Genomic DNA, 19,239 nt, shown 5'->3' with positions numbered 1-19,239 from the left:
GGGCGCTCGGCTGATCGCGCGCCTCGGGGCCTGAGCACACCTAAGCGACGCCGTCCGCAGGCGTGGGCGAGATCGACTGCACGAAGTGGACCTCTCCGGCCAGGCTGACGAAGCCGCGGCCGACGGTGGCCGGGACAGGGGTGCGCCGGGGGATCTGCGCGGGGAACAGCTGAGTGTCGTTCTCGGCATCGGGCTGCAGCAGGAGGCCGGACCGGGACCGTGCCATGGCCTTCGTCCAGTGCCCGTACTGCGTGCGGAGTTCGATGGAGCGGCCCGCGGCGACGACGCACCGACCCGGACGGGACGAGGAGAGGAGCGTCGTCAGGCCCTGGTCGGGGTCGTCCCAGCGTTCGGCGTCGTCGATCAACAGCAGTACCGGCCCGTCCTCCATGAGGAGCGATGCGAGGAGGGAGCGCAGCTCGTCGGCGCCGACGGCGATCCGGTCGAGATCGGCGCCGACCAGTGGAGAGCGGCGGTCGCACGCTCCCCAGATGGCAACCGTGCCGGCGGCACGGGCGGCCTCGACGAGCGCGAGCAGCACGGTGGACTTTCCCGACCGGGCGGGACCGGTGATGAAGACGTGCTCGCCCTCGTAGAGCTCGAAGGCGAGCGGTGCCAGATCGGCTTCGCCCAGGCCGATCGGGAGCCGCCAGGGCTCGGCGTCGAAGCGGGCTCCGAGGCCGAGCGCGCTGACCGGAACCCGCTGCGGCAGCGTGGCGATCGCGGTCGTCTTGCTCGTGGTGTCGGGCCAGGCGGCCACGACCTCCTCCACTGCCGCCCGTAGGCCCGAGGCGGGGGTCGCGACCTGCGTCTGCAGGAGTGAGGACGCGAGCACGCACCGGCCGGGAACCGGGGGCGGGGCGTATCGAGGCTTCACCCCGGCGATCGAGTAATCCTGTGGGTCAGCGAAGCGGAACAGCCACTTCTGCGTCGTGACCTCCTCCATCACGGAGGGGAGAGCCTTCACGCGGGTACTCGTCACCGCGAAGTGCAGGCCCAGCTCGGGGCCGTCGGCGTAGGCCCGCGCCAGCGCCTCGAGGAGGACCTGGCCCTCCCAGTCCTCGAAGTCGTCCTTGAGCGTCGCCAGGCCGTCGATCAGCACGAGGGTCCGGCGATGCTCCCCGTGGGAGGCCCGCCGCCTCCGGACCTCGTCTCGGAGGTGGCGCAGGAAACGGGTCTGCTTCTCGTGCGCGCCCGCGCCGGCGCCGACGTAGGAGACGGTGTGCGGCAGATCGGCCAGGGCGGAGCAATCGCGGGAGGCCGCGTCGAGGATGTATAGGTCGAGTTCGGCGGGGGAGAAGTGGCGGGTCGCGGTGAGCGCGATCGAAGCGAGCGCCGTGCTGGTGCCGCTGCCCGGAATGCCGAGGAGAAGCAGATTGCCCTCGGCGAGGTCCCATCCGCCCGTCACCTGGCGCTGGCGGTCGGGATCGTCCGAGAGCGCGACGCGCAGCACATCGTCGACGACCTGGCCGAGGTCGGACTCCTCGGCGCCGAAGCCGCCGAGAAGAACGGAGTCGCCGAGCGGCTCCGGCCAGACCGGCCGCGGTGGGGCGAAACCCGCCTCCGCATTCGCCTTCACCACCGCGTCGATCAGGAGATCGAGGTCGGTCGGTGCCGTCTCGTCGGCAGAAGCGGGAGAGGGATCGGCGAGCGGCACTCCGGTGAACCCGACGGGTCGGACTTCGACGGCCTCGGCCGCCTCCGCCTCGGCGCGGCCGGTGACCAGCGCCGTCTGCACGGGGGAGATGTCGTTCTGTCCGAGCTTCACGTAGGCGCGTCCAGTCTCGCCGCGCGAGATCTCGGCCGCGCTCGCGACCCCGATCACATTGGAGGAGTCGTCGCGGCTCTGCACGCGGAGGGCCACGCGCAGGTTGGTGTTGGCGAGGATGTCATCGTTCACCACGCCGGCCGGCCGCTGGGTGGCGAGGATCATGTGCACCCCGAGCGTGCGGCCGACAGCAGCGACGCTGACCAGCGACTTTAGGACGTCGGGGTGCTCCTTCGCGAGCATGGCGAACTCGTCGACGACGAGCAGCAGTCGCGGCATCGGCTCCGCGGGCGACGTCGCCCAGTAGGCGTCGAGGTTGTCGATGCCCTCGCCCGCGGCGGCGAAGATCCGCTGGCGCCGCTGCATCTCGGCCTCGAGGGACCGCAGCGCCCGGTCGGCGAGCTGCGCATCGAGGTTGCTGATCGTGCCGATCGTGTGCGGGAGCCGCTCACAGGCCGCGAAGGCTGCTCCGCCCTTGAAGTCGATGAGCACGAAGCTCAGGCGCGTCGGATCATTCCAGGCGGCCAGGCCGGCGACGAAGGAGCGCAGGAACTCGCTCTTGCCGGAGCCGGTGGTGCCGCCGACGAGGCCGTGCGGACCGTCGGCGACGAGGTCGAGCACGAGCGGACCGCGCTCGCCGATCCCGACGGGCGCGCGGACGCCTCGGGCGCTCGACCACCACTCCCGCACGATGGCCGGCGTCGGCCGGTCGGCTCCCAGAAGGGGCGGGAGGCGCACGAGCGCCGGGAGGGTCGCCCCCGCGGTGACGAGCTCGGGGTCCTCGAAACGCGCCAGGTCGCGCGCGCAGCGCTCGGCCGTGACGTCGTCGAGCCCGGCGAGCACCACGTCCTCGACGGTGACCCGCTCGTCGGGGCGGGTGAGGACCGCGGAGGCGTCCTCCCCGACCCGCACGATGACACTGCACGAGGCGGGGAGCTGTTCCTCCGACGCCGCGAGGACGATGCCGGACACCCGGGTCGTGGGCCCGCGCTCACCGCGCCCGAGTCCGAGGAGGCCCCGCGCGGGAGCATCGCGCCCCTCGGTCAGCACGTCCGAGTCGAGCACCAGGAGCACGCGCGGTGAGGAGTCGTCGTGGATCGCGCGCAGGAGCCCGGCACTGCGGTCGCGCCGGTCGGAGAGCCGACGTTCGCCGCCGGGGAGCCGGGTGTGCGGGAGCCAGGAGGCCCAGCTCCAGTCGGAGTCGCGCCCGCGGTCGCAGAAGACGCCGACCGCCAGGTCGGCCGGTCCGCAGTGGACCGCCGCCTGGCAGAGCAGGCTCCGGGCCAGGGCGAGTCCGCCCTCCCGGTCGCCGACGATCCCGACGACGCCCGCATCCGCGAGGTCGACCGACACGGGGGCGCTGGGAACGACGCTGTCCGCGACGATCGCGCGCACCTCCTCCTCGACCCGCGAGAGACCGCGCTGGTCGAGCGCGGGCGACCACGGCACGTCTCCCACCCCGACGTGCAGGCTCAGCACGTCGGGGGAGGTCGCGCGCCGCTGCCAGAGCGAGGTGGTGGGCAGCGCGGCGCGGCGGATCGTCGTCGCCGGGTCGGGCGCGTCCTCTTCGAGGCGGGCGCGCTCGAGCCGGGCGGCCCGGGCGATGTCGTCGCGGAGCGTCTGCAGTGCCTCGCCGTAGCGCTGCTCTTCTGCCCGGGCCGTCCGCGTGTGCCGGTGCCGCTGCTCCAGCCACATTCCGACGCCTGCGACCGGGCTGAGTGCGGCGAACAGGGCGTAGCGCGCGTCGCCCATGATCAGCACCATCGCGAAGGCGAGGACGAGGGGCGCCGCGACCGTGATCACGCTGAACTTCGCGGCGGAGGCGATCGAGACGCGGGTCGGAGGCACGACGGGGTCGGCCGCGGCGGCTCGTCCGGGCCGCGGCGGCCGGTTGAAGGGCACCGTCGCGCTCGGGGTGACATTGTGCAGGCTGCCCGGCTCGGGGGCGGGCGGCTCGGCCGGCGCCGGGCGGAGCAGAAGTGCCGCTCCTCCCGCGATCACGACCGCGGAGTCGGTCACGACGACGCCCTCACCCGCGGCGGAGACGCCGTCGACGAGGGTGCCGTTCGTGCTACCGGCGTCGCGCACGCGCAGAGCATCGCCCTCGCGAGTCACGGACAGGTGCTCCCACGATGCGCTCACCGTGTCGAGGACGAGATCGGCGTGCGGCGATCGTCCGACGGTGAGCGCGCGACTCCGGGGGATCTCGACCACGTCTCCGGCGCGGAGCCCACCGGAGAGCGTTGCGGTCCAGCCGCGGACCGCGACGGGCCGTGGCTGGGGCGAGCGCGCGATCCGGGTGCCCTCGAGCAGCAGCAGATCCGCCAGCGGAGTCTCGACCGGGTGGAGTGCGGAGTCGACGGCCAGCGTCGTGCCGGGCGGGAGACGGTGCCCGGTGGCGGCATCGACGAGGTCGCCGAGTGTCGAGGCGTCGCGGTGACGACCGAGCTCGATGTCGGAGCGGGCGTCGTCGAGGTCGAGGAGGAGTCGCATCGGGGTCCTCAGGGTCGGGGCTGCCCGGCGAACCAGAGCAGCGGCGGGTCGGCGGGCCGCAGACCGAGGTCCTGCGGTGAGGCGTGGAGGGCGACGACGGGGGCATCGATGGCGGTCGCCGCCCCGAAGTCGAGCGGTGGTCCGGCGAGGCCCTCGACCGATCCGGCGGTCGAGCCGTTGAGGGCGGCGGCGACAGCGGAGGGAGCGCTGCTGCCCGCTGCGGCGGACGCCCGTACCAGCGCCACGACGGCGTCGTGGCTGGCCGCGTCGGCGACCGCTGCGACCTCGCGGAACGGCCGGTCCCCGAAGAGGGTTGTCCGCTCGGAGTCCTCGGCGGTCATCCGCACCGCACTCAGGAACGCCGAGGCCGCGCGCCCTCGCTCGTCGCCGCGGAGTGCGACTGCGTCGCCCGAGTCCACGCCGACCGTGGTGAGGTCTCCCGAGAGGGTGCCGCCGGCCTCGACGAGGTCGGGAGCGAACACGGGGCTCAGGGCGTCGGGAGTGAGCAGGATCGGAGCAGTTGTCCCGGCGGCCTGCAGAGCCGCGACCGCGGTCGCCTGCGCGGCGGCGGGGCCGGACACGACGATGCGCTCCGCGGCCTGCTCGCCCTCCAGGTGAGGCCGCGCCGCGGCGATCAGCGCGTCCGCGGTGCCGCCCGGGTCGACGGTCACCGCCGCGGCAGGCGAGAGACCGGCCGGAGTTCCTCCGCCGGCGTCGACGAGGAGCACCCGCGCGTCGGCACCGGCCGCATCCACGAGGGCCGTGTCGGCTGACGCGGTGTCCGGCCCCGTCAGCCAGGCGCCGTCGCCCGCCGCGGCCGGGTCGCTGTCGTAGGGCAGGACGGCCGCGATCCCGGCGGCGCGCGCGGCGTCCGCCGCCGCACCCGTGTGTGCGCCGTCGGTCGCGAGCACGAGGCCCGACACCTGCTTGCCGGCAAGCTCCTCGACCGCAGCGCGCGCTCCCTCGGGCGTCCCGTGGTCGTCGGCGGCGACGAGATCGACCTTGCAGCCGCCCATCGCGAAGCGGTGCGCGGCGGCGACGGTTCCGTTCGCCGCGTCCTTCCACTCCGCGCCTTCGCCTGGCGCCGAGCTGAGCGAGACGACCACGCCGAAGGTCAGCCCTTCCGGTACGCGAGCGCAGGAGAGCCCGACCGGGAGCTCGGCGACCGTCGTGGTCGGCGCCGGCCGCGGAGGCAGGAGTGCGATCAGCACGCCGCCCAGGAGCAGCAGCGCGCCGACTCCGCCGCCGAGCAGGATCAGAGTCTGGCGACGGGGATGGAGGTGGGGGCGCTCTGCGGCGCGCCGACCGAGGCGGGTCATTGCCCGTCCCCGATCCGGAAGGAGTAGACGGTCTGCGAGTGAGCGCCCTCCGGGACGTCGAGGTGGAAGGCCGGGAGTGTGTCCGCCGCCTGGATTGAGGCGCGCTCCTGGGCCTGGGCGAGCAGGATCCCGGAGACATCCTCGGAGCGGACGGCGGCGTAGCCCTGCGCGCTCTGCGAGGCGAGGGCGAGCTGCACGTCGGCAGTGCCGACCTTCGCGGCGCTCGTCGTCATCGATCCGAGGAGCCCGGACCCGCCGACCGTCCGGTCTCCCAGATCGAGCAGCACCTTGTGCAGATCGGCGGCCAGCAGGGCCGAGGCGCCGTCGGTGTCACGGGTGGAGGCGTCGATCGTCGTGGCGATGCTCGCGAGCGAGTCGCGGGTGCGCTCGGTCACCGCCTCGCCGATCCGTGCTTCGGCGGTGCTCAGCGCCTGGTGCTCGGCGTCGACGGTCGCGGCGCCGTCGGTCCCGATATCGGCCGCCGCCTCGTGCAGTCCCGACACCGAGCGGTCGAACATCGCGGTGATCGCGTCGGCGTCGGCCGCGGAACGGGTCGAGACCCGCCGCACCTGAGCGTCGAGGAGCGCGGCGACTGCGGAGGACGCGGCCGAGTCGGCCTCGGCGAACGCTTGCTGAATCGCCGGAGCGAGGGCGTCCTGCTGAGTGCCGAGCGCATCGACTCGTGCGCCGAGGGCGTCTCGCTGCGTGCTCAGTGCGGCGGCGCTCGCGCGGAGAGCGGCGAGCAGCCCGGCGAGGCGGGAGTCGTCGGCGCCGGCCGTCGCGCCGGTCGCAGCCACGTCGCTCCGTACTGAGGCGAGAGCGGTCCGCAGTGCGGCGAGGTCGGCGCCCGCGCCGGTGTCGCCGGTGATCGATGCGACCGACGTCCACGCGCCGACCTGCGCGCGGAGCCGGTCGGCCATCGGGGCGGAGTAGCCGTCAGGTGTGTCGAGGCGGCCCTTGCCGGAGCAGGGCGTTCCGGTGAGGTAGGCCCGGAGCTCCTCGATGGAGCCCCGCGGGACTGCCGAGGGGGCGCTCGTCGCGCGCGGCGTCGTCGCGGGGGCTGGAATCGTGGGCGCCGGAATCGCGGGCAGAAGCTCGCAGAGCCGGTCGGCCAGCTCATGGTTCTGCGCAGACAGCGAGCCGGCCGTCGTCGGGGTCCCGAGCTCGTCGAGGGCCGTCTTCGCGGTCGCGCCGACCGAGGTGACGGCCTTCTCCAGCTCGCCGGTGTCGGTGTCGAGCCCGTCCAGAGTCGTCGAGAGCCCGGCGAGGGTCTGCGCGACGGACCCGCTCGGGTCCGCCAGAGCGTCGACCGCGGCCGAGGTCGCGTCGACCCGGCTCGAGAGCGCCGCGTAATCGGACTCCACACCGGCCATCAGCTCCGGCTGCAGGGAGTCCACGAGGCTCTGCCCGCGGCCGAGCATCCCGAGCAGCACGGTGTCGACGGCGGCTCCGGACGCCGCGAGCGAGCAGGTCATCGACGGAGCGGCGCAGCTCTGGGCGGAGGGTTCCGCCGGTCCGACGGCGCTGCGCAGAGAGGCGACGACCTCGTCGCGGCAGGACGCGGCCGCCGTTCCGTAGGCGTCCAGCTCGGAGGTGAGTCGCAGCAGCTCCGAGTAGATCGAACCCGAGGTGCCGCTGGCGCCCGTGGCCGCGACAGTGCAGCCGCTTCCTGAGAGCTCCGGCGACGGCACCGCGGCGGAGGTGTCGCCCAGCATCGCGTCGACCGCGTCGATCGCCTGCGAGAGCTGCTGCAGCAGTCCGGATTCGGTGCCCGACACCGTCGACGAGAGCTGGGTCTTCAGCGTGGCCAGCTGCCCCGAGAGCCCCTGCATCGAGGCCGCCGTCGAGGCGGTGCTGGTCCGCAGCTCCTCGGCCGTGCGGATACCCAGCGTCTCGGAGGTCGCGTCGAGCGAGGTCCGCACCTCGGCCACGGTCGTGCCCGCCTGCGTCAGCAGGTCGTCCACCGAGGTGATGACCTCGATCGTGCGGCGCTCGAGGGCGAGCGGCGAGGCGTCTCCGGAGTCGAAGGCGGCATCGAGCGCGCCTGCGGTGGTGGGATCGGTGCTCAACCCGGGCTGGACGGCCAGATCGAAGGCGGGGACGGCGAAGTCGTCGACGTCGGCGACGAGGGTCAGCGTGGCGGTCGCGCCTCCTCCGGGCGGGGCGAGGAGCGAGGCCCACTGGACGACGGCGTCGCCGTGGTCGTCGCGGCTGAGCACCCCGTTCGTGACGGTACCAGACTCGTCCTCGGTGACCACATTGCTCGGGGAGACGCCCGGCAGCACGGTGGAGGCGGCGACCGTCAGCGGAGCGCCCACGAGTGCGCTGCGGCTCGCTGAGCGCCCGGCCACGTCGAACGCGACCTCCTCGGCGTGGACCGTCAGGTTCTCGACTGCGAGCGAGATCTCGACCCGCCCCGATCGGCCCGCGAGCTCGGCCAGATCGGTCCCAGAGGCATCGGCGGTGCGCCACGAGGAGCGGACCCGGACCGGCAGATCGGCGGCGACCGCGGCGGGATCGTAGGTGGTGGTGGCGACCGTGGTGTCGGATGGATCCTCCCCGACGCCGAGCGCCGTCCCCTCGATCTCGCCGACGGCGCCATTGGTCGACAGGCCGATCGAGACGGACTGCAGCACCTTCGCGGCGGCGAGCGGCGGCGGCTCCGGCGGCGTGCAGCCCGCCAGCACTGCGACCACGGCCGCGATCGCCGCTCCGACCATCGTCCTGCGAACCTTCGAGCGCACCCTGTCCACCCCTCGTTCCGACGGGGCACCGGGCGGTGCCGCTCACATCGACGTGAGAGATGCTCGCAGAAGAGCCGAGCGGCGGCGTCGCGATGGCGCGCGAGGAGCCTCATCGCGCGCCAGAAATCACACCAGCTTCAACTTCTTGCGCAGCGCCTGCACGTGCCCGGTCGCCCGGACGCCGTACTGCGCGAACTCGAGCGCGCCCTCCGCTCCGACGACGAAGGTCGAGCGCAGCACGCCCACCACGGTCTTGCCGTAGAGGCTCTTCTCGCCCCACACCGCGTAGGCGCGGTGTGCCGTCATGTCGGGGTCGCTCAGCAGCGGGTAGGCGATGCTCTGCGCGTCCGCCCAGCGCCGCAGCGCCTCCGGAGTGTCGCGAGAGAGTCCGAGCACCTCGTAGCCGGAGTCCCGAAGCGAGGCCGCGTTGTCGCGGAAGTCGCAGGCCTCCGTCGTGCAGCCGGGGGTGTCGGCCTCCGGGTAGAAGAACAGGATGACGCGCCGCCCGCGGTAGTCGGCGAGAGAGACGGGCTCGCCGTCCTGGTTCGGCAGCGTGAAGGCGGGGGCGGTGTCGCCGGCGGCGAGTCGCGCTTGGGCGGTGACAGGGGAGAGGTCGGTCATCGTCTGCTTCCGTCGGTGGTGGTGAAGGTGGTCAGGAGTCGCTGGAGCGAGTCGAGCCGCTCGGGTCCGCTCGCACCGAGCAGGCCTCCTTCAACGGCCTCGACGATCGCGCAGTCCGGGGAGTCGGGCAGGTGCGTGCAGCCGCGAGGGCACTCCCGGGCGATTTCGGCGAGCGTCGTGAAGGCTCCGAGGATGTTGTCGGTGTTCACGTGCCCCAGGCCGAACGAGCGCACGCCCGGGGTGTCGATCACCCAGCCGTGGCGGTCGCCGCGTTCCACGCGCAGTGAGACGGTGGAGGAGGAGGTGTGCCGGCCGCGGCCGGTCACGGTGTTGACGTGCCCTGTCGCGCGGTGCGCATCCGGTACCAGCCTGTTGACCAGGGTCGACTTGCCCACACCGGAGTGCCCGACGACGACCGTCTCGTGACCGAGCAGGGCCTCGGCGATCTCGTCGACGGGCGGCTCGTCCTGGCTCGAGAGGAACACGCGCAGGTCGAGCCCCTCGAAGTTGCGCAGGAACGGAGCGGGATCGGCGAGGTCGGTCTTGGTGATGCAGAGCATCGGAGTGATTCCGGCGTCGAAGGCCGCGACGAGGTAGCGGTCGACCAGGCGCGTGCGTGGCTCGGGGTCGGCCGCGGCGACGACGCAGAGCATCTGATCGGCGTTCGCCACGATCACGCGCTCGATCGCATCCGTGTCGTCGGCGCTGCGCCGCAGCAGCGTCGTGCGCTCCCGGATGCGGACGATGCGAGCGAGGGTCCCCTCATCGCCGCTGGAGTCGCCGACGACGTCGACCCGGTCGCCCGCGACGATGGCCTGCCGTCGCAGTTCGCGGGCCCGCGCGGCGGTGAACTCGTGCTCCTCGGGCGTCCCGTCGCCGATCATCACCGTGTAGCGCCCGCGGTCGACGCCGAGCACCATCGCGATCTCGGCGTCCTGGTAGGCGGGCCGGTTCTTCGTGCGGGGCTTCGTCCCCTTCGGATTCGGCCTCACCCGGGCGTCCGATTCGTCGTAGCCGTCGAAGTCGTCGAGCACGCCGTCGGCGTCGAGGCCGCTGTCCGTCCACCACGACACAGGTCAGGCCGATCCGGCGAGGGTGGTCCACAGCGCGGGGAACTGCGGAAGCGTCTTCGCCGTCGTGGCGATGTCCTCAATCACGACGCCCGGCACGACCAACCCGATCAGGGCGCCGGCGTGCGCCATCCTGTGATCGGAGTAGGTGCGCCAGCGTCCGCCGTGCAGTTCGGCCGGCTCGATCCGGAGGCCGTCCTCCGTCTCGACCACGTCGCCGCCGAGACCGCTGATCTCGGCCGCGAGCGCGGCGAGTCGGTCGGTCTCGTGGTGGCGGATGTGGCCGATTCCCCTCAGCGTGCTCGGCGTGCTCGCGAGTGCGGCGAGGGCGGCGAGGGCCGGCGCGAGCTCGCCTCCCTCGGAGAGATCGAGATCGACGCCGAGGATCTCGTCGCCGCCGGTCACGACGAGGGCGTCCCCGTCGCGCTCGACAGTGGCACCGAACAGCGGCAGGATCCGCTCGAGGTGGGCGCCGACCTGCGTGGTGACGGCGGGCCAGTGGCGCAGCCGCACCCGGCCGCCCGTGACCAGTGCCGCCGCCAGGAAGGGAGCGGCGTTCGAGAGATCGGGCTCGATCAGCACATCGGCTCCGGCGATCGTCTGCGCGGCGACGGTCCACTCTCCCGGCGCAGGGGTGCCGACCTCGACTCCCCGGGCGGCGAGTGCCGCGATCGTCATGTCGATGTGCGGCTGGCTCGGCAGCGCGCGGCCCTCGTGGCGGAGGCGGAGCCCGTCGTCGAAGCGTGCGCCCGCCAGCACCAGGGCCGAGACGAACTGGCTCGACCGTGAGGCGTCGACGACGGCGTCGCCCCCGCGGACCGAGCCGGACCCGTGCACAGTAAAGGGGAGCGCGCCACGACCGTCGTCGGCCACGTCGACGCCGAGCGAGCGGAGGGAGGCGATCGTCGCCCCCATCGGCCGCTTGGCCGCGTAGGCGTCTCCGTCGAACGTGGTGGGCCCGAGCGCGAGCCCGGCGAGCGGGGGCACGAAGCGCATGACCGTCCCCGCGAGGCCGCAGTCGATCGTGGTCGAGCCCAGCAGTTCCTCCGCCGGCTCGATCACCAGGTCGGAGCCGAAGTCTCCGGTTGCACCCGACTCGCGGATGCCCGTGCCCAGTGACCGTAGAGCGTCGATCATCAGCGAGCTGTCGCGCGAGTGCAGCGGCGCACGCAGGGTGGAGGGTCCGTCGGCGAGGGCCGAGAGGACGAGCTCGCGGTTGGTGAGGGACTTCGAGCCCGGCAGGGCGATCTCGGCGTCGAGGGCGCCGGATGCCGCGGGCGCGGGCCACGCGTCATCGCCGGGGAGCGCACGGGCGTCGCCGTACGGATCGAACTCGGGAGCGGAATAACGCGAGAAGACCATCGGTTGTCAGGATAGTCGGCCGACAGGGAGTCGGCGGCAGCGGCGGAGGCGGAGCATGGCGGCAATGAGCACGGCGACGGTGAGCACGGCGACGGTGTCGCGGAGCACGGCGACAACGGCCGGGACGGGCGCGGTGCCGCGGAGCGTGCGAACGCCCGCACGGCGCCGGCGCCGGCCCGCAACCCCGGTCGGCGTGAGCGCCTCCGCTCTAGAATCGCTGGTGATGACTCGCGACGACGTACCCCGCACCAGCCCCGCCGACGAGGCGCCGGCGCCCGCCGAGGGGGAGCAGACGATCGAGGAGACCGTCGAGGAGTCGTTCGACGACGCTCCAGCGGATGCTCCGGTCGATCTCCGCGCACTCTTCGAGGAGCAGGCCCTGCCGTTCATCGACCAGCTCTACGCGGCCGGTCTGCGGATGACGAAGAACCCCTCCGACGCCCAGGACCTCGTGCAGGAGACGTTCGCCAAGGCGTTCGGCGCGTTCCGGCAGTTCCAGCAGGGCACGAACCTCAAGGCCTGGCTCTACCGGATCCTCACCAACACGTTCATCAACTCCTACCGCAAGAAGCAGCGCGAGCCCTACCAGAGCGCGATCGACGAGCTCGAGGACTGGCAGCTCGGCGGCGCCGAGTCCACCACGGCCACCTCAAGCCGTTCGGCCGAGGCGGAGGCGATCGACCACCTCCCGGACACCGCGGTCAAGGAGGCGCTACAGGCGATCCCCGAGGACTTCCGGCTCGCCGTCTACTTCGCGGACGTGGAGGGATTCTCCTACCAGGAGATCGCGGACATCATGAAGACCCCCGTCGGGACCGTCATGAGCCGGCTGCACCGTGGCCGCCGCATGCTGCGCGAACGACTCACCGACTACGCACGCGAGCGCGGCTTCCGCGCCGCATTCACCTCCGGGAGCACGAAATGACCGACAGCGGCTGCACGAAGGCCAAGGCCGAGCTCGAGGAGTACCTCCACAACGAGCTGTGCAAGGAGGACGCCGCCGACATCCGTGAGCACATGGTCGGATGCGTCGACTGCGCTGACGAGGCGAAGGTCGGCGTCGTGCTGACCATGGCCGTGCAGCGCGCCTGTACAGAGACGGCTCCCGAGGACCTCCGCGCTCAGGTCCTCGGCATGCTACGAGATGAGCAGGCCAGCCACACTCCCACTCCCGCCCGCCTCTAGCCGCCGCCCCTGAGGAGCGCCACCGCACCGAGGGAACCCCGGTCCGTCGAGACGGCCTGCATCGGCAGGTTCCCTCGATCGGCCGGGGTGCGCTCGGCGGCGATGCGTTCGAACGTCAGCGGGCGAGCGCCCTCGACAGCAGGTCGGCCTGCTCGGACGCGTGGCGCTTGGCCGAGCCCGCAGCGGGCGACGCCGCGGACGGCCGGGACACGACTCGGATCGGCCGCCCGAGCTGCGGCGCGACCTCGAGCGCGATGAACGGCCACGCCCCCTGGTTCTCGGGCTCGTCCTGGACCCAGACGAACTCCGCGTCGGGGTAGCGCTCGGCGATGCCGCGCAGCTCCTCGATCGGCGCGGGATAGTACTGCTCGACCCGGACCAGCGCGATGCCGTCGTCCGGCTTCTTCTCGAGTTCGGCCTTGAGGTCGTAGTGCACCTTGCCGGCGTGCAGAAGCACGCGCTTCACGGTCGATGCGTCCTGGATGCGCGCGTCGTCGATCACCGGCTCGAAGCGGCCCGAGGTGAACGCCTCGACAGGGCTCGAGGCTCCGCGCAGTCTCAGCATCGCCTTCGGGGTGAAGACGATCAGCGGGCGGCGCGGTCGCGAGTAGGCCTGGCGGCGTAGCAGGTGGAAGTACGACGCGGGCGTCGACGGGCGCGCGACCGTCATGTTCCGCTCGGCGCACATCTGGAGGTAGCGCTCGATCCGGGCGGAGGAGTGGTCGGGCCCCTGCCCCTCGTAGCCGTGGGGGAGCAGGAGCACGAGCGACGAGCGCTGGCCCCACTTCTGCTCGGCCGACGAGATGAACTCGTCGATCACGATCTGCGCGCCGTTCGCGAAGTCGCCGAACTGCGCCTCCCACAGCACGAGGGAGTCGGGCCGCTCGACCGAGTAGCCGTACTCGAACGCCATCGCCGCATACTCCGAGAGCAGCGAGTCGTAGATCCAGAGCCGCGCCTGCTGCTCCGACAGGTTCATCAGCGGCAGCCACTCCTGCCCGTTCTCGCGGTCGTGCAGCACGGCGTGGCGCTGCACGAAGGTGCCGCGGCGGGTGTCCTGGCCGACGAGGCGCACCGGGGTGTCCTCGAGCAGCAGGGAGCCGAGCGCGAGCAGCTCGCCGAACGCCCAGTCGATCGAGCCGGAGCGGCTCATCTCCTGGCGCTTCGCCAGCAGCTGCTGGAGCTTGGGGTGCACGGTGAAGCCCTCGGGCGGGGTGGTGAACGCGTCGCCGATGCGGGTGATGACCTCGTTCTTCACTCCCGTCACCTCGGGCTCGCCCGGGTAGTCCTCGCCCCGCTGCGCGTCCGGCAGCTCGAGGTCGGCCACGGAGTCGCCGTCGGCGGTGATCACGGGGATCGCGCCGGTCTGCGCCGCGTGCGTCTCGGCGAAGGCTCGCTCCAACCGGTCCTGGAAGTCCTGGTGCGCGCGGGCGTACTCCTCCTCGGTGATGTCGCCGCGGCCGACGAGCGCCTCGGTGTAGAGCTTGCGGACCGAGCGCTTGGCCTCGATCAGGCTGTACATCAGCGGCTGGGTCATCGAGGGGTCGTCGCCCTCGTTGTGCCCGCGGCGGCGGTAGCAGATCAGGTCGATGACCACGTCGCGGTTGAAGCGCTGGCGGTACTCGAACGCGAGCTGCCCGACGTGCACGACGGCCTCGGGGTCGTCGCCGTTCACGTGGAAGATCGGAGCCTGGATCGACTTGGCGCCGTCGGTCGAGTAGATCGAGGTGCGCGCCTCGTGCGGCGGGGTCGTGAATCCGACCTGGTTGTTGATGTTGATGTGGATCGTGCCGCCGGTGCGGTAGGCCCGCAGCTGCGACATCTGGAGGGTCTCGACGACCACGCCCTGACCGGCCATCGCGGCGTCGCCGTGGACGAGGATCGGCAGGGTCGTGAAGGTGCCGATCGGCTTGCGGTCCTGCTTGGCGCGCACGATGCCCTCGAGCACGCCGTTGACCGCCTCGAGGTGCGAGGGGTTCGCGGCGAGGTAGACGGGGATCTCCTCGCCGGCCGCGCCGCGGAAGGTGCCCTCGGTGCCGAGGTGGTATTTCACGTCTCCGGAGCCCTGGACGGTGCGCGGATCCTGCGTGCCCTCGAACTCGCGGAAGATCTGGCCGTAGGTCTTGCCGGCGATGTTCGTCAGCACGTTGAGGCGGCCGCGGTGGGCCATGCCGATCGCGACCTCGTCGAGCTTCTCGTCGGCCGCCCCCTGGAGGACGGCGTCGAGCAGAGCGATGAGCGACTCCCCTCCCTCGAGCGAGAAGCGCTTCTGACCGACGTACTTGGTCTGCAGGAAGGTCTCGAAGGCCTCGGCCTCGTTGAGCTTGCCGAGGATGCGCAGCTGCTCGTCGTGCCCGGGCTTCTCGTAGCCCCGTTCGAGCTTCTGCTGCATCCAGGCGCGCTGCTCGGGATCCTGGATGTGCATGTATTCGACGCCGACCGTGCGGCAGTAGGAATCGCGCAGGATGCCGAGGATGTCGCGCAGCTTGAGCTGGCGCGCGCCGCCGAAGCCGTCCGTGACGAACTCGCGGTCGAGGTCCCAGAAGGTGAGTCCGTGGCTCTCGATGGCGAGGTCGGGGTGCGAGCGCTGCACGTACTCGAGCGGGTCGACGTCGGCCATCAGGTGGCCGCGGACGCGGAACGAGTTGATGAGCTCCTGCACGCGGGCGGTCTTCGAGACGCGCTCGGCGAGGTCGACGGCGATGTCGGTCGACCAGTGGATCGGGTCGTAGGGGATGCGCAGCGCCGCGAAGATGTCCTCGTAGAAGTCGCGCCCGCCGAGCAGCAGCTCGTGCACGATCTTGAGGAACTCGCCCGAGCCCGCGCCCTGGATGACGCGGTGGTCGTAGGTCGAGGTCAGGGTGATGGTCTTGCCGATGCCCAGCTCGACCAGCGTCTTCTCGGACGCACCCTGGAACTCGGCGGGGTACTCGAGGGCGCCGGCTCCGATGATGCAGCCCTGGCCCTTCATCAGGCGGGGGACGGAGTGGACCGTGCCGATGCCGCCGGGGTTCGTGAGCGAGAGGGTGGTCCCGGCGAAGTCACCGGCGACGAGCTTGTTGCCGCGGGCGCGCTTGACGAGGTCCTCGTAGGCGGCGAGGTAGGCGGTGAAGGTGAGGGTGTCGGCGCGCTTGATGCTCGGGACGAGGAGGGCGCGCGTGCCGTCGGGCTTGGGCATGTCGATCGCGATGCCGAGGTTCACGTGCGCCGGAGCCACCACGGCGGGCTTGCCGTCGACCTCGTCGTAGAACACGTTCTGGCTCGGGAAGTCCTTCAGCGCCCGGATCAGCGCCCAGCCGATCAGGTGCGTGAACGAGACCTTGCCGCCGCGGGTGCGTCGCAGGTGGTTGTTGATCACGATGCGGTTGTCGATCATCAGCTTCGCCGGGATCGTGCGGACGCTCGTGGCGGTGGGGATCGTGAGACTGGCGTCCATGTTGGTGGCGAGGCTCTTCGCCATGCCGCGCAGCGGGGTGACCGTGTCCGCCTCCTCCGGGGCGGACTCCTGGGGCGCGGGCCCGCTCACCGGCGCGTCGGCGGGGATGGGCTGGGCCTTCGGCTGCTTGGAGGTGGTGCGCGAGGCGGGAGCCGTATCGGAGGGTGTCGTGACGGGATGGGTCACGGCACCTCCCGCGCTCGTGGACACGCGCTCGGCGACCGGAGCGGAGGCGGGCTTCGCAGCGGCTGCGGGGTCTGTGCCACCCCCTGCGAGCTGGGCCCCGTAGCGCTCCAGGATCGGCCACCAGGACTCGTCCACCGAGGCGCGGTCGGCACTGTACTGCTCGTACAGCTCCTCCACGAGCCACTCGTTGGCCCCGAAGTCCTCCGCGCCCTGCTCTGTTCCTGCTCCGGTCAACTGGCTCGACACAGCCGATCGCCCACTCTCTCCGTTGATTCGCGTTGTCTCGATCATCCGGACGGGCCCGTCGCATCCCTCCGCGCTCTCCACCGCGGAGGAGGAGGTCGTCCTCGGCCGCGAGAGACGCGGTGCCCGAGCCTGGTCCCGTCCCCGTCGCCAAGCCTAGCCCGGATCCCGCACGGCCGACCCGGGGCCGCGCCGGAGTAGCGTTCTCCCCATGCGTTTCTCCGGCGGAGCACCCTCAGGCGACCTCACCTACTCGGACGTGTTCCTCGTCCCCGGCCGCTCCTCGGTGACAAGCCGGCTCGACGTCTCCCTGGCTCCCGGCGACGGCACGGGCGCGACCATCCCGATCGTCTCCTCGAACATGAACTCGGTCACGGGTCAGCGGCTCGCGGCCGCTCTCGCGCGCCGCGGCGGCCTCGGCGTGCTCCCGCAGGACATGCCGCTGCAGGCCCTCGATGCCGCCATCCGCTGGGTGAAGCGCCAGCCCGTCGCCTTCTCCGGCGCCCTCACTGCGGCACCGGGGACGACGGTGGAGGAGGCGCTCACGATCCTCCCGGCCGTCGCCGGCCACGGCTTCGTCGTGCAGGAGGCGGACGGCGCGATCCTCGGCTGCGTCCCGGCCTCGCGTCTCGCCACCGCTCTGCCGGACGCCCTGCTGGGCGATCTCGTGCACGGTGCCGCCCCCTCGATCGACGCCGACGACGTGCCCACTGCCCGCGCCGCCTTCGATCTGATGGTCGCGGCCGACCTCGACTTCGCCCCGGTGCTGCACCACGGCGCCCTGGTCGGCACGCTCTCGCGCACCGGCGCCCTCCGCTCCACCATCTACGACCCCGCGCTCGACGCCGACGGCCGCCTGCGCGTCGCGGCGGCGGTCGGCATCAACGGCGATGTCGAGGCGAAGGCGCGCGCCCTCGTCGCGGCCGGAGTCGACGTGCTGGTGCTCGACACTGCGCACGGCCACCAGGAGGGGATGCTCCGGGCCCTGCGCACCGTCGCGGCGCTGGATCTCGGCGTTCCGATCGCCGCCGGCAACATCGTCACCGCCGAGGCCGTGCACGATCTCGTCGACGCCGGCGCGGACATCCTCAAGGTCGGAGTCGGCCCGGGCGCGATGTGTACGACCCGGATGATGACGGCCGTCGGCCGCCCGCAGTTCTCGGCGGTCCTCGAGACGGCCGAACGCGCGCACGAGCTGGGCGCACACGTCTGGGCGGACGGCGGGGTGCGCTACCCGCGCGACGTCGCTCTCGCGCTGGCCGCGGGTGCCGCCTCCGTGATGATCGGATCCTGGTTCGCGGGCACGATCGAGGCGCCGGGAGAGCTGCGCAGCGACACGGTCGGCCGGGTCTACAAGGAGAGCTGGGGCATGGCGTCGGCGAAGGCCGTGCAGGAGCGCTTCGACCGCCTCGACGCCTACGAGCTGGCCCGCAAGCGCCTCTTCGCCGAGGGCATCTCGTCCTCCACCATCTACCTCGACCCGTTGCGCCCCTCGGTCGAGGACCTGCTGGACATGATCACCTCGGGCGTGCGCTCGTCCTTCACCTACGCCGGCGCGCGGAGCGTGACCGACTTCCACGAGCGCGCGCACGTGGGATTGCAGTCGGCCGCGGGCTACGAGGAGGGCAAGGCGCTCCCCGTCAGCTGGTGAGCTGTGCCCGCGTGCTAGAACCGACCCCATGACCATCGTCGACAACGCCGTGTACGTCGGCGGCCACCGCATCAGCGACCCGGAGTCGCTCGAGGACACCTTCGAGCTGATGCGCGAAGAGCACGGCATGGCGTGGATCGGGCTCCACCGCCCGACCCGCGAGGAGGTCGAGGCTGTCGCGGAAGAGTTCGGCCTGCACCCGCTGGCCGTCGAGGACGCCCTGAGCGGACACCAGAGGGCGAAGCTCGAGCGCTACGACGACGGGCTCTTCGTGGTGCTGCGGCCCGCGCGCTACGTAGACGCGGCCGAGACCGTCGTGTTCGGGGAACTGCACGTGTTCGTCGGCCCCGACTTCGTCGTGACCATCCGGCACGCCGACTCCCCGGACCTCGCCCGGGTGCGCCGCCGGCTCGAGGAGGATCCAGCGCTGCTGGCCCGCGGGCCGGAGGCGGTGCTCTACGCGATCCTCGACCAGGTCGTCGACGAGTACGCGCCCGTGGTCTCCGGCGTGCAGGGCGACGTGGACGAGATCGAGGACCAGCTCTTCGGCGACGACTCGGACGACGGGCTCTCGGAGCGTATCTACCGGCTCTCGCGCGAGGTCATCCACTTCCAGCGCTCGGTGCAGCCGCTCACGGCGCTGCTGCACGAGCTGCTCCAGGAGGCGACGGCCGACGAGAGCGACCTCTCGCCCGAGCGGATCGAGCTGCGGCGCTCGCTCCGCGACGTCCTCGACCACACCATCCGGGTCACGGACGCGGTCGACTCGCTCCGCGCGATCCTTGACAAGGCGCTCACCGTGCACTCGACCCTCGTCTCTCGGCGCCAGACCGAGACCGGACTCGCTCAGAACGACGTGGTGCGCAAAATCTCCTCGTGGGCGGCGATCCTGTTCGCGCCGACGCTGGTCGCCGGCATCTACGGGATGAACTTCGACGATATGCCCGAGCTGCACTGGCGGCTCGGCTACCCGTGGGCGCTCGGCCTGATGGTGCTGTTCGGCGTCGCGCTCTACACGGCCTTCAAGCGGAAGAAGTGGCTCTGACCCCGAGCAGGGAGCGGCGCTGCGCCTACCGCTGCCGAGTACTGTCGGCGCCCTGGCCGCGGTAGACTCTGCCCCACAATGGACGACCCTCCCTCTGCCCATCCGCGCCCGGACCG

At 72.1% G+C, this 19,239-nt stretch carries 11 protein-coding genes; 4 read left to right on the top strand and 7 right to left on the bottom strand.

The window, feature by feature from the left end; genetic code table 11:
- Positions 1 to 40: 40 nt before the first annotated feature.
- The 6 genes from GSU10_RS10250 to aroA form a co-directional block, all read right to left on the bottom strand.
- Entirely contained in the window at positions 41 to 4,261 is a 4,221-nt protein-coding gene (locus tag GSU10_RS10250) for an FtsK/SpoIIIE domain-containing protein (protein WP_132504037.1), read from the bottom strand.
- 8 nt (positions 4,262 to 4,269) lie between these two features.
- On the bottom strand, positions 4,270 to 5,580 hold the full coding sequence (locus GSU10_RS10245; RefSeq protein ID WP_132504039.1) for an ABC transporter substrate-binding protein: 1,311 nt from the start codon (positions 5,578 to 5,580) through the stop codon (positions 4,270 to 4,272).
- Positions 5,577 to 8,333: a hypothetical protein gene (locus GSU10_RS10240; protein WP_082845160.1), complete on the bottom strand. Its 2,757-nt coding sequence runs from the start codon at positions 8,331 to 8,333 to the stop codon at positions 5,577 to 5,579. Before GSU10_RS10240 ends, GSU10_RS10245 begins: the two co-directional genes overlap by 4 nt.
- Before the next feature lie 117 nt (positions 8,334 to 8,450).
- Entirely contained in the window at positions 8,451 to 8,945 is a 495-nt protein-coding gene (bcp, locus tag GSU10_RS10235) for a thioredoxin-dependent thiol peroxidase (protein WP_068211517.1), read from the bottom strand.
- Positions 8,942 to 10,018 carry a ribosome small subunit-dependent GTPase A gene (rsgA, locus tag GSU10_RS10230; RefSeq protein ID WP_068211514.1) on the bottom strand — a complete coding sequence of 359 codons (1,077 nt, stop codon included), beginning with the start codon at positions 10,016 to 10,018 and terminating at the stop codon, positions 8,942 to 8,944. The genes bcp and rsgA overlap by 4 nt, the downstream gene beginning before the upstream one ends.
- Positions 10,019 to 10,021: 3 nt before the next feature.
- On the bottom strand, positions 10,022 to 11,377 hold the full coding sequence (aroA, locus tag GSU10_RS10225) for a 3-phosphoshikimate 1-carboxyvinyltransferase (protein WP_132504041.1): 1,356 nt from the start codon (positions 11,375 to 11,377) through the stop codon (positions 10,022 to 10,024).
- Between the two features lie 223 nt (positions 11,378 to 11,600).
- Here aroA and GSU10_RS10220 point away from each other — a divergent pair, with 223 nt between their 5' ends.
- Positions 11,601 to 12,302, top strand: a complete 702-nt coding sequence (locus GSU10_RS10220; protein WP_132504043.1) for a sigma-70 family RNA polymerase sigma factor — start codon at positions 11,601 to 11,603, stop codon at positions 12,300 to 12,302.
- The gene (locus tag GSU10_RS10215; RefSeq protein WP_068211511.1) at positions 12,299 to 12,562 is read left to right on the top strand and encodes a zf-HC2 domain-containing protein; all 264 of its coding nucleotides are present in this window, start codon (positions 12,299 to 12,301) and stop codon (positions 12,560 to 12,562) included. The genes GSU10_RS10220 and GSU10_RS10215 overlap by 4 nt, the downstream gene beginning before the upstream one ends.
- A gap of 115 nt (positions 12,563 to 12,677) precedes the next feature.
- On the opposite strand, the gene GSU10_RS10210 is transcribed toward GSU10_RS10215, so the two are convergent.
- Positions 12,678 to 16,430, bottom strand: coding sequence for a multifunctional oxoglutarate decarboxylase/oxoglutarate dehydrogenase thiamine pyrophosphate-binding subunit/dihydrolipoyllysine-residue succinyltransferase subunit (locus tag GSU10_RS10210; protein ID WP_199220805.1), 3,753 nt, complete (start codon positions 16,428 to 16,430; stop codon positions 12,678 to 12,680).
- Between the two features lie 208 nt (positions 16,431 to 16,638).
- On the opposite strand from GSU10_RS10210, the gene guaB1 reads away from it, so the two are divergent.
- Positions 16,639 to 18,078, top strand: a complete 1,440-nt coding sequence (gene guaB1, locus GSU10_RS10205) for a GMP reductase (protein WP_068211508.1) — start codon at positions 16,639 to 16,641, stop codon at positions 18,076 to 18,078.
- A gap of 28 nt (positions 18,079 to 18,106) precedes the next feature.
- Positions 18,107 to 19,123, top strand: a complete 1,017-nt coding sequence (gene corA, locus GSU10_RS10200) for a magnesium/cobalt transporter CorA (RefSeq protein WP_068211505.1) — start codon at positions 18,107 to 18,109, stop codon at positions 19,121 to 19,123.
- The last annotated feature ends 116 nt before the right edge of the window (positions 19,124 to 19,239 follow it).

Origin of the sequence: Rathayibacter tanaceti (genome assembly GCF_009834165.1) — a bacterium.
Lineage (GTDB): Bacteria > Actinomycetota > Actinomycetes > Actinomycetales > Microbacteriaceae > Rathayibacter > Rathayibacter tanaceti.
The sequence above is the reverse complement of the archived record's forward strand: the minus strand, read 5'-3'. Positions and strand labels throughout refer to the sequence as shown.

Bases quoted from the DNA above. Each gene is read 5' to 3' on its own strand.
- GSU10_RS10220 (WP_132504043.1), top strand. From the start codon at position 11,601: ATGACTCGCGACGACGTACCCCGCACCAGCCCCGCCGACGAGGCGCCG.
- corA (WP_068211505.1), top strand. From the start codon at position 18,107: ATGACCATCGTCGACAACGCCGTGTACGTCGGCGGCCACCGCATCAGC.
- aroA (WP_132504041.1), bottom strand. From the start codon at position 11,377: ATGGTCTTCTCGCGTTATTCCGCTCCCGAGTTCGATCCGTACGGCGAC.
- bcp (WP_068211517.1), bottom strand. From the start codon at position 8,945: ATGACCGACCTCTCCCCTGTCACCGCCCAAGCGCGACTCGCCGCCGGC.
- guaB1 (WP_068211508.1), top strand. From the start codon at position 16,639: ATGCGTTTCTCCGGCGGAGCACCCTCAGGCGACCTCACCTACTCGGAC.
- GSU10_RS10250 (WP_132504037.1), bottom strand. From the start codon at position 4,261: ATGCGACTCCTCCTCGACCTCGACGACGCCCGCTCCGACATCGAGCTC.
- GSU10_RS10215 (WP_068211511.1), top strand. From the start codon at position 12,299: ATGACCGACAGCGGCTGCACGAAGGCCAAGGCCGAGCTCGAGGAGTAC.
- GSU10_RS10245 (WP_132504039.1), bottom strand. From the start codon at position 5,580: ATGACCCGCCTCGGTCGGCGCGCCGCAGAGCGCCCCCACCTCCATCCC.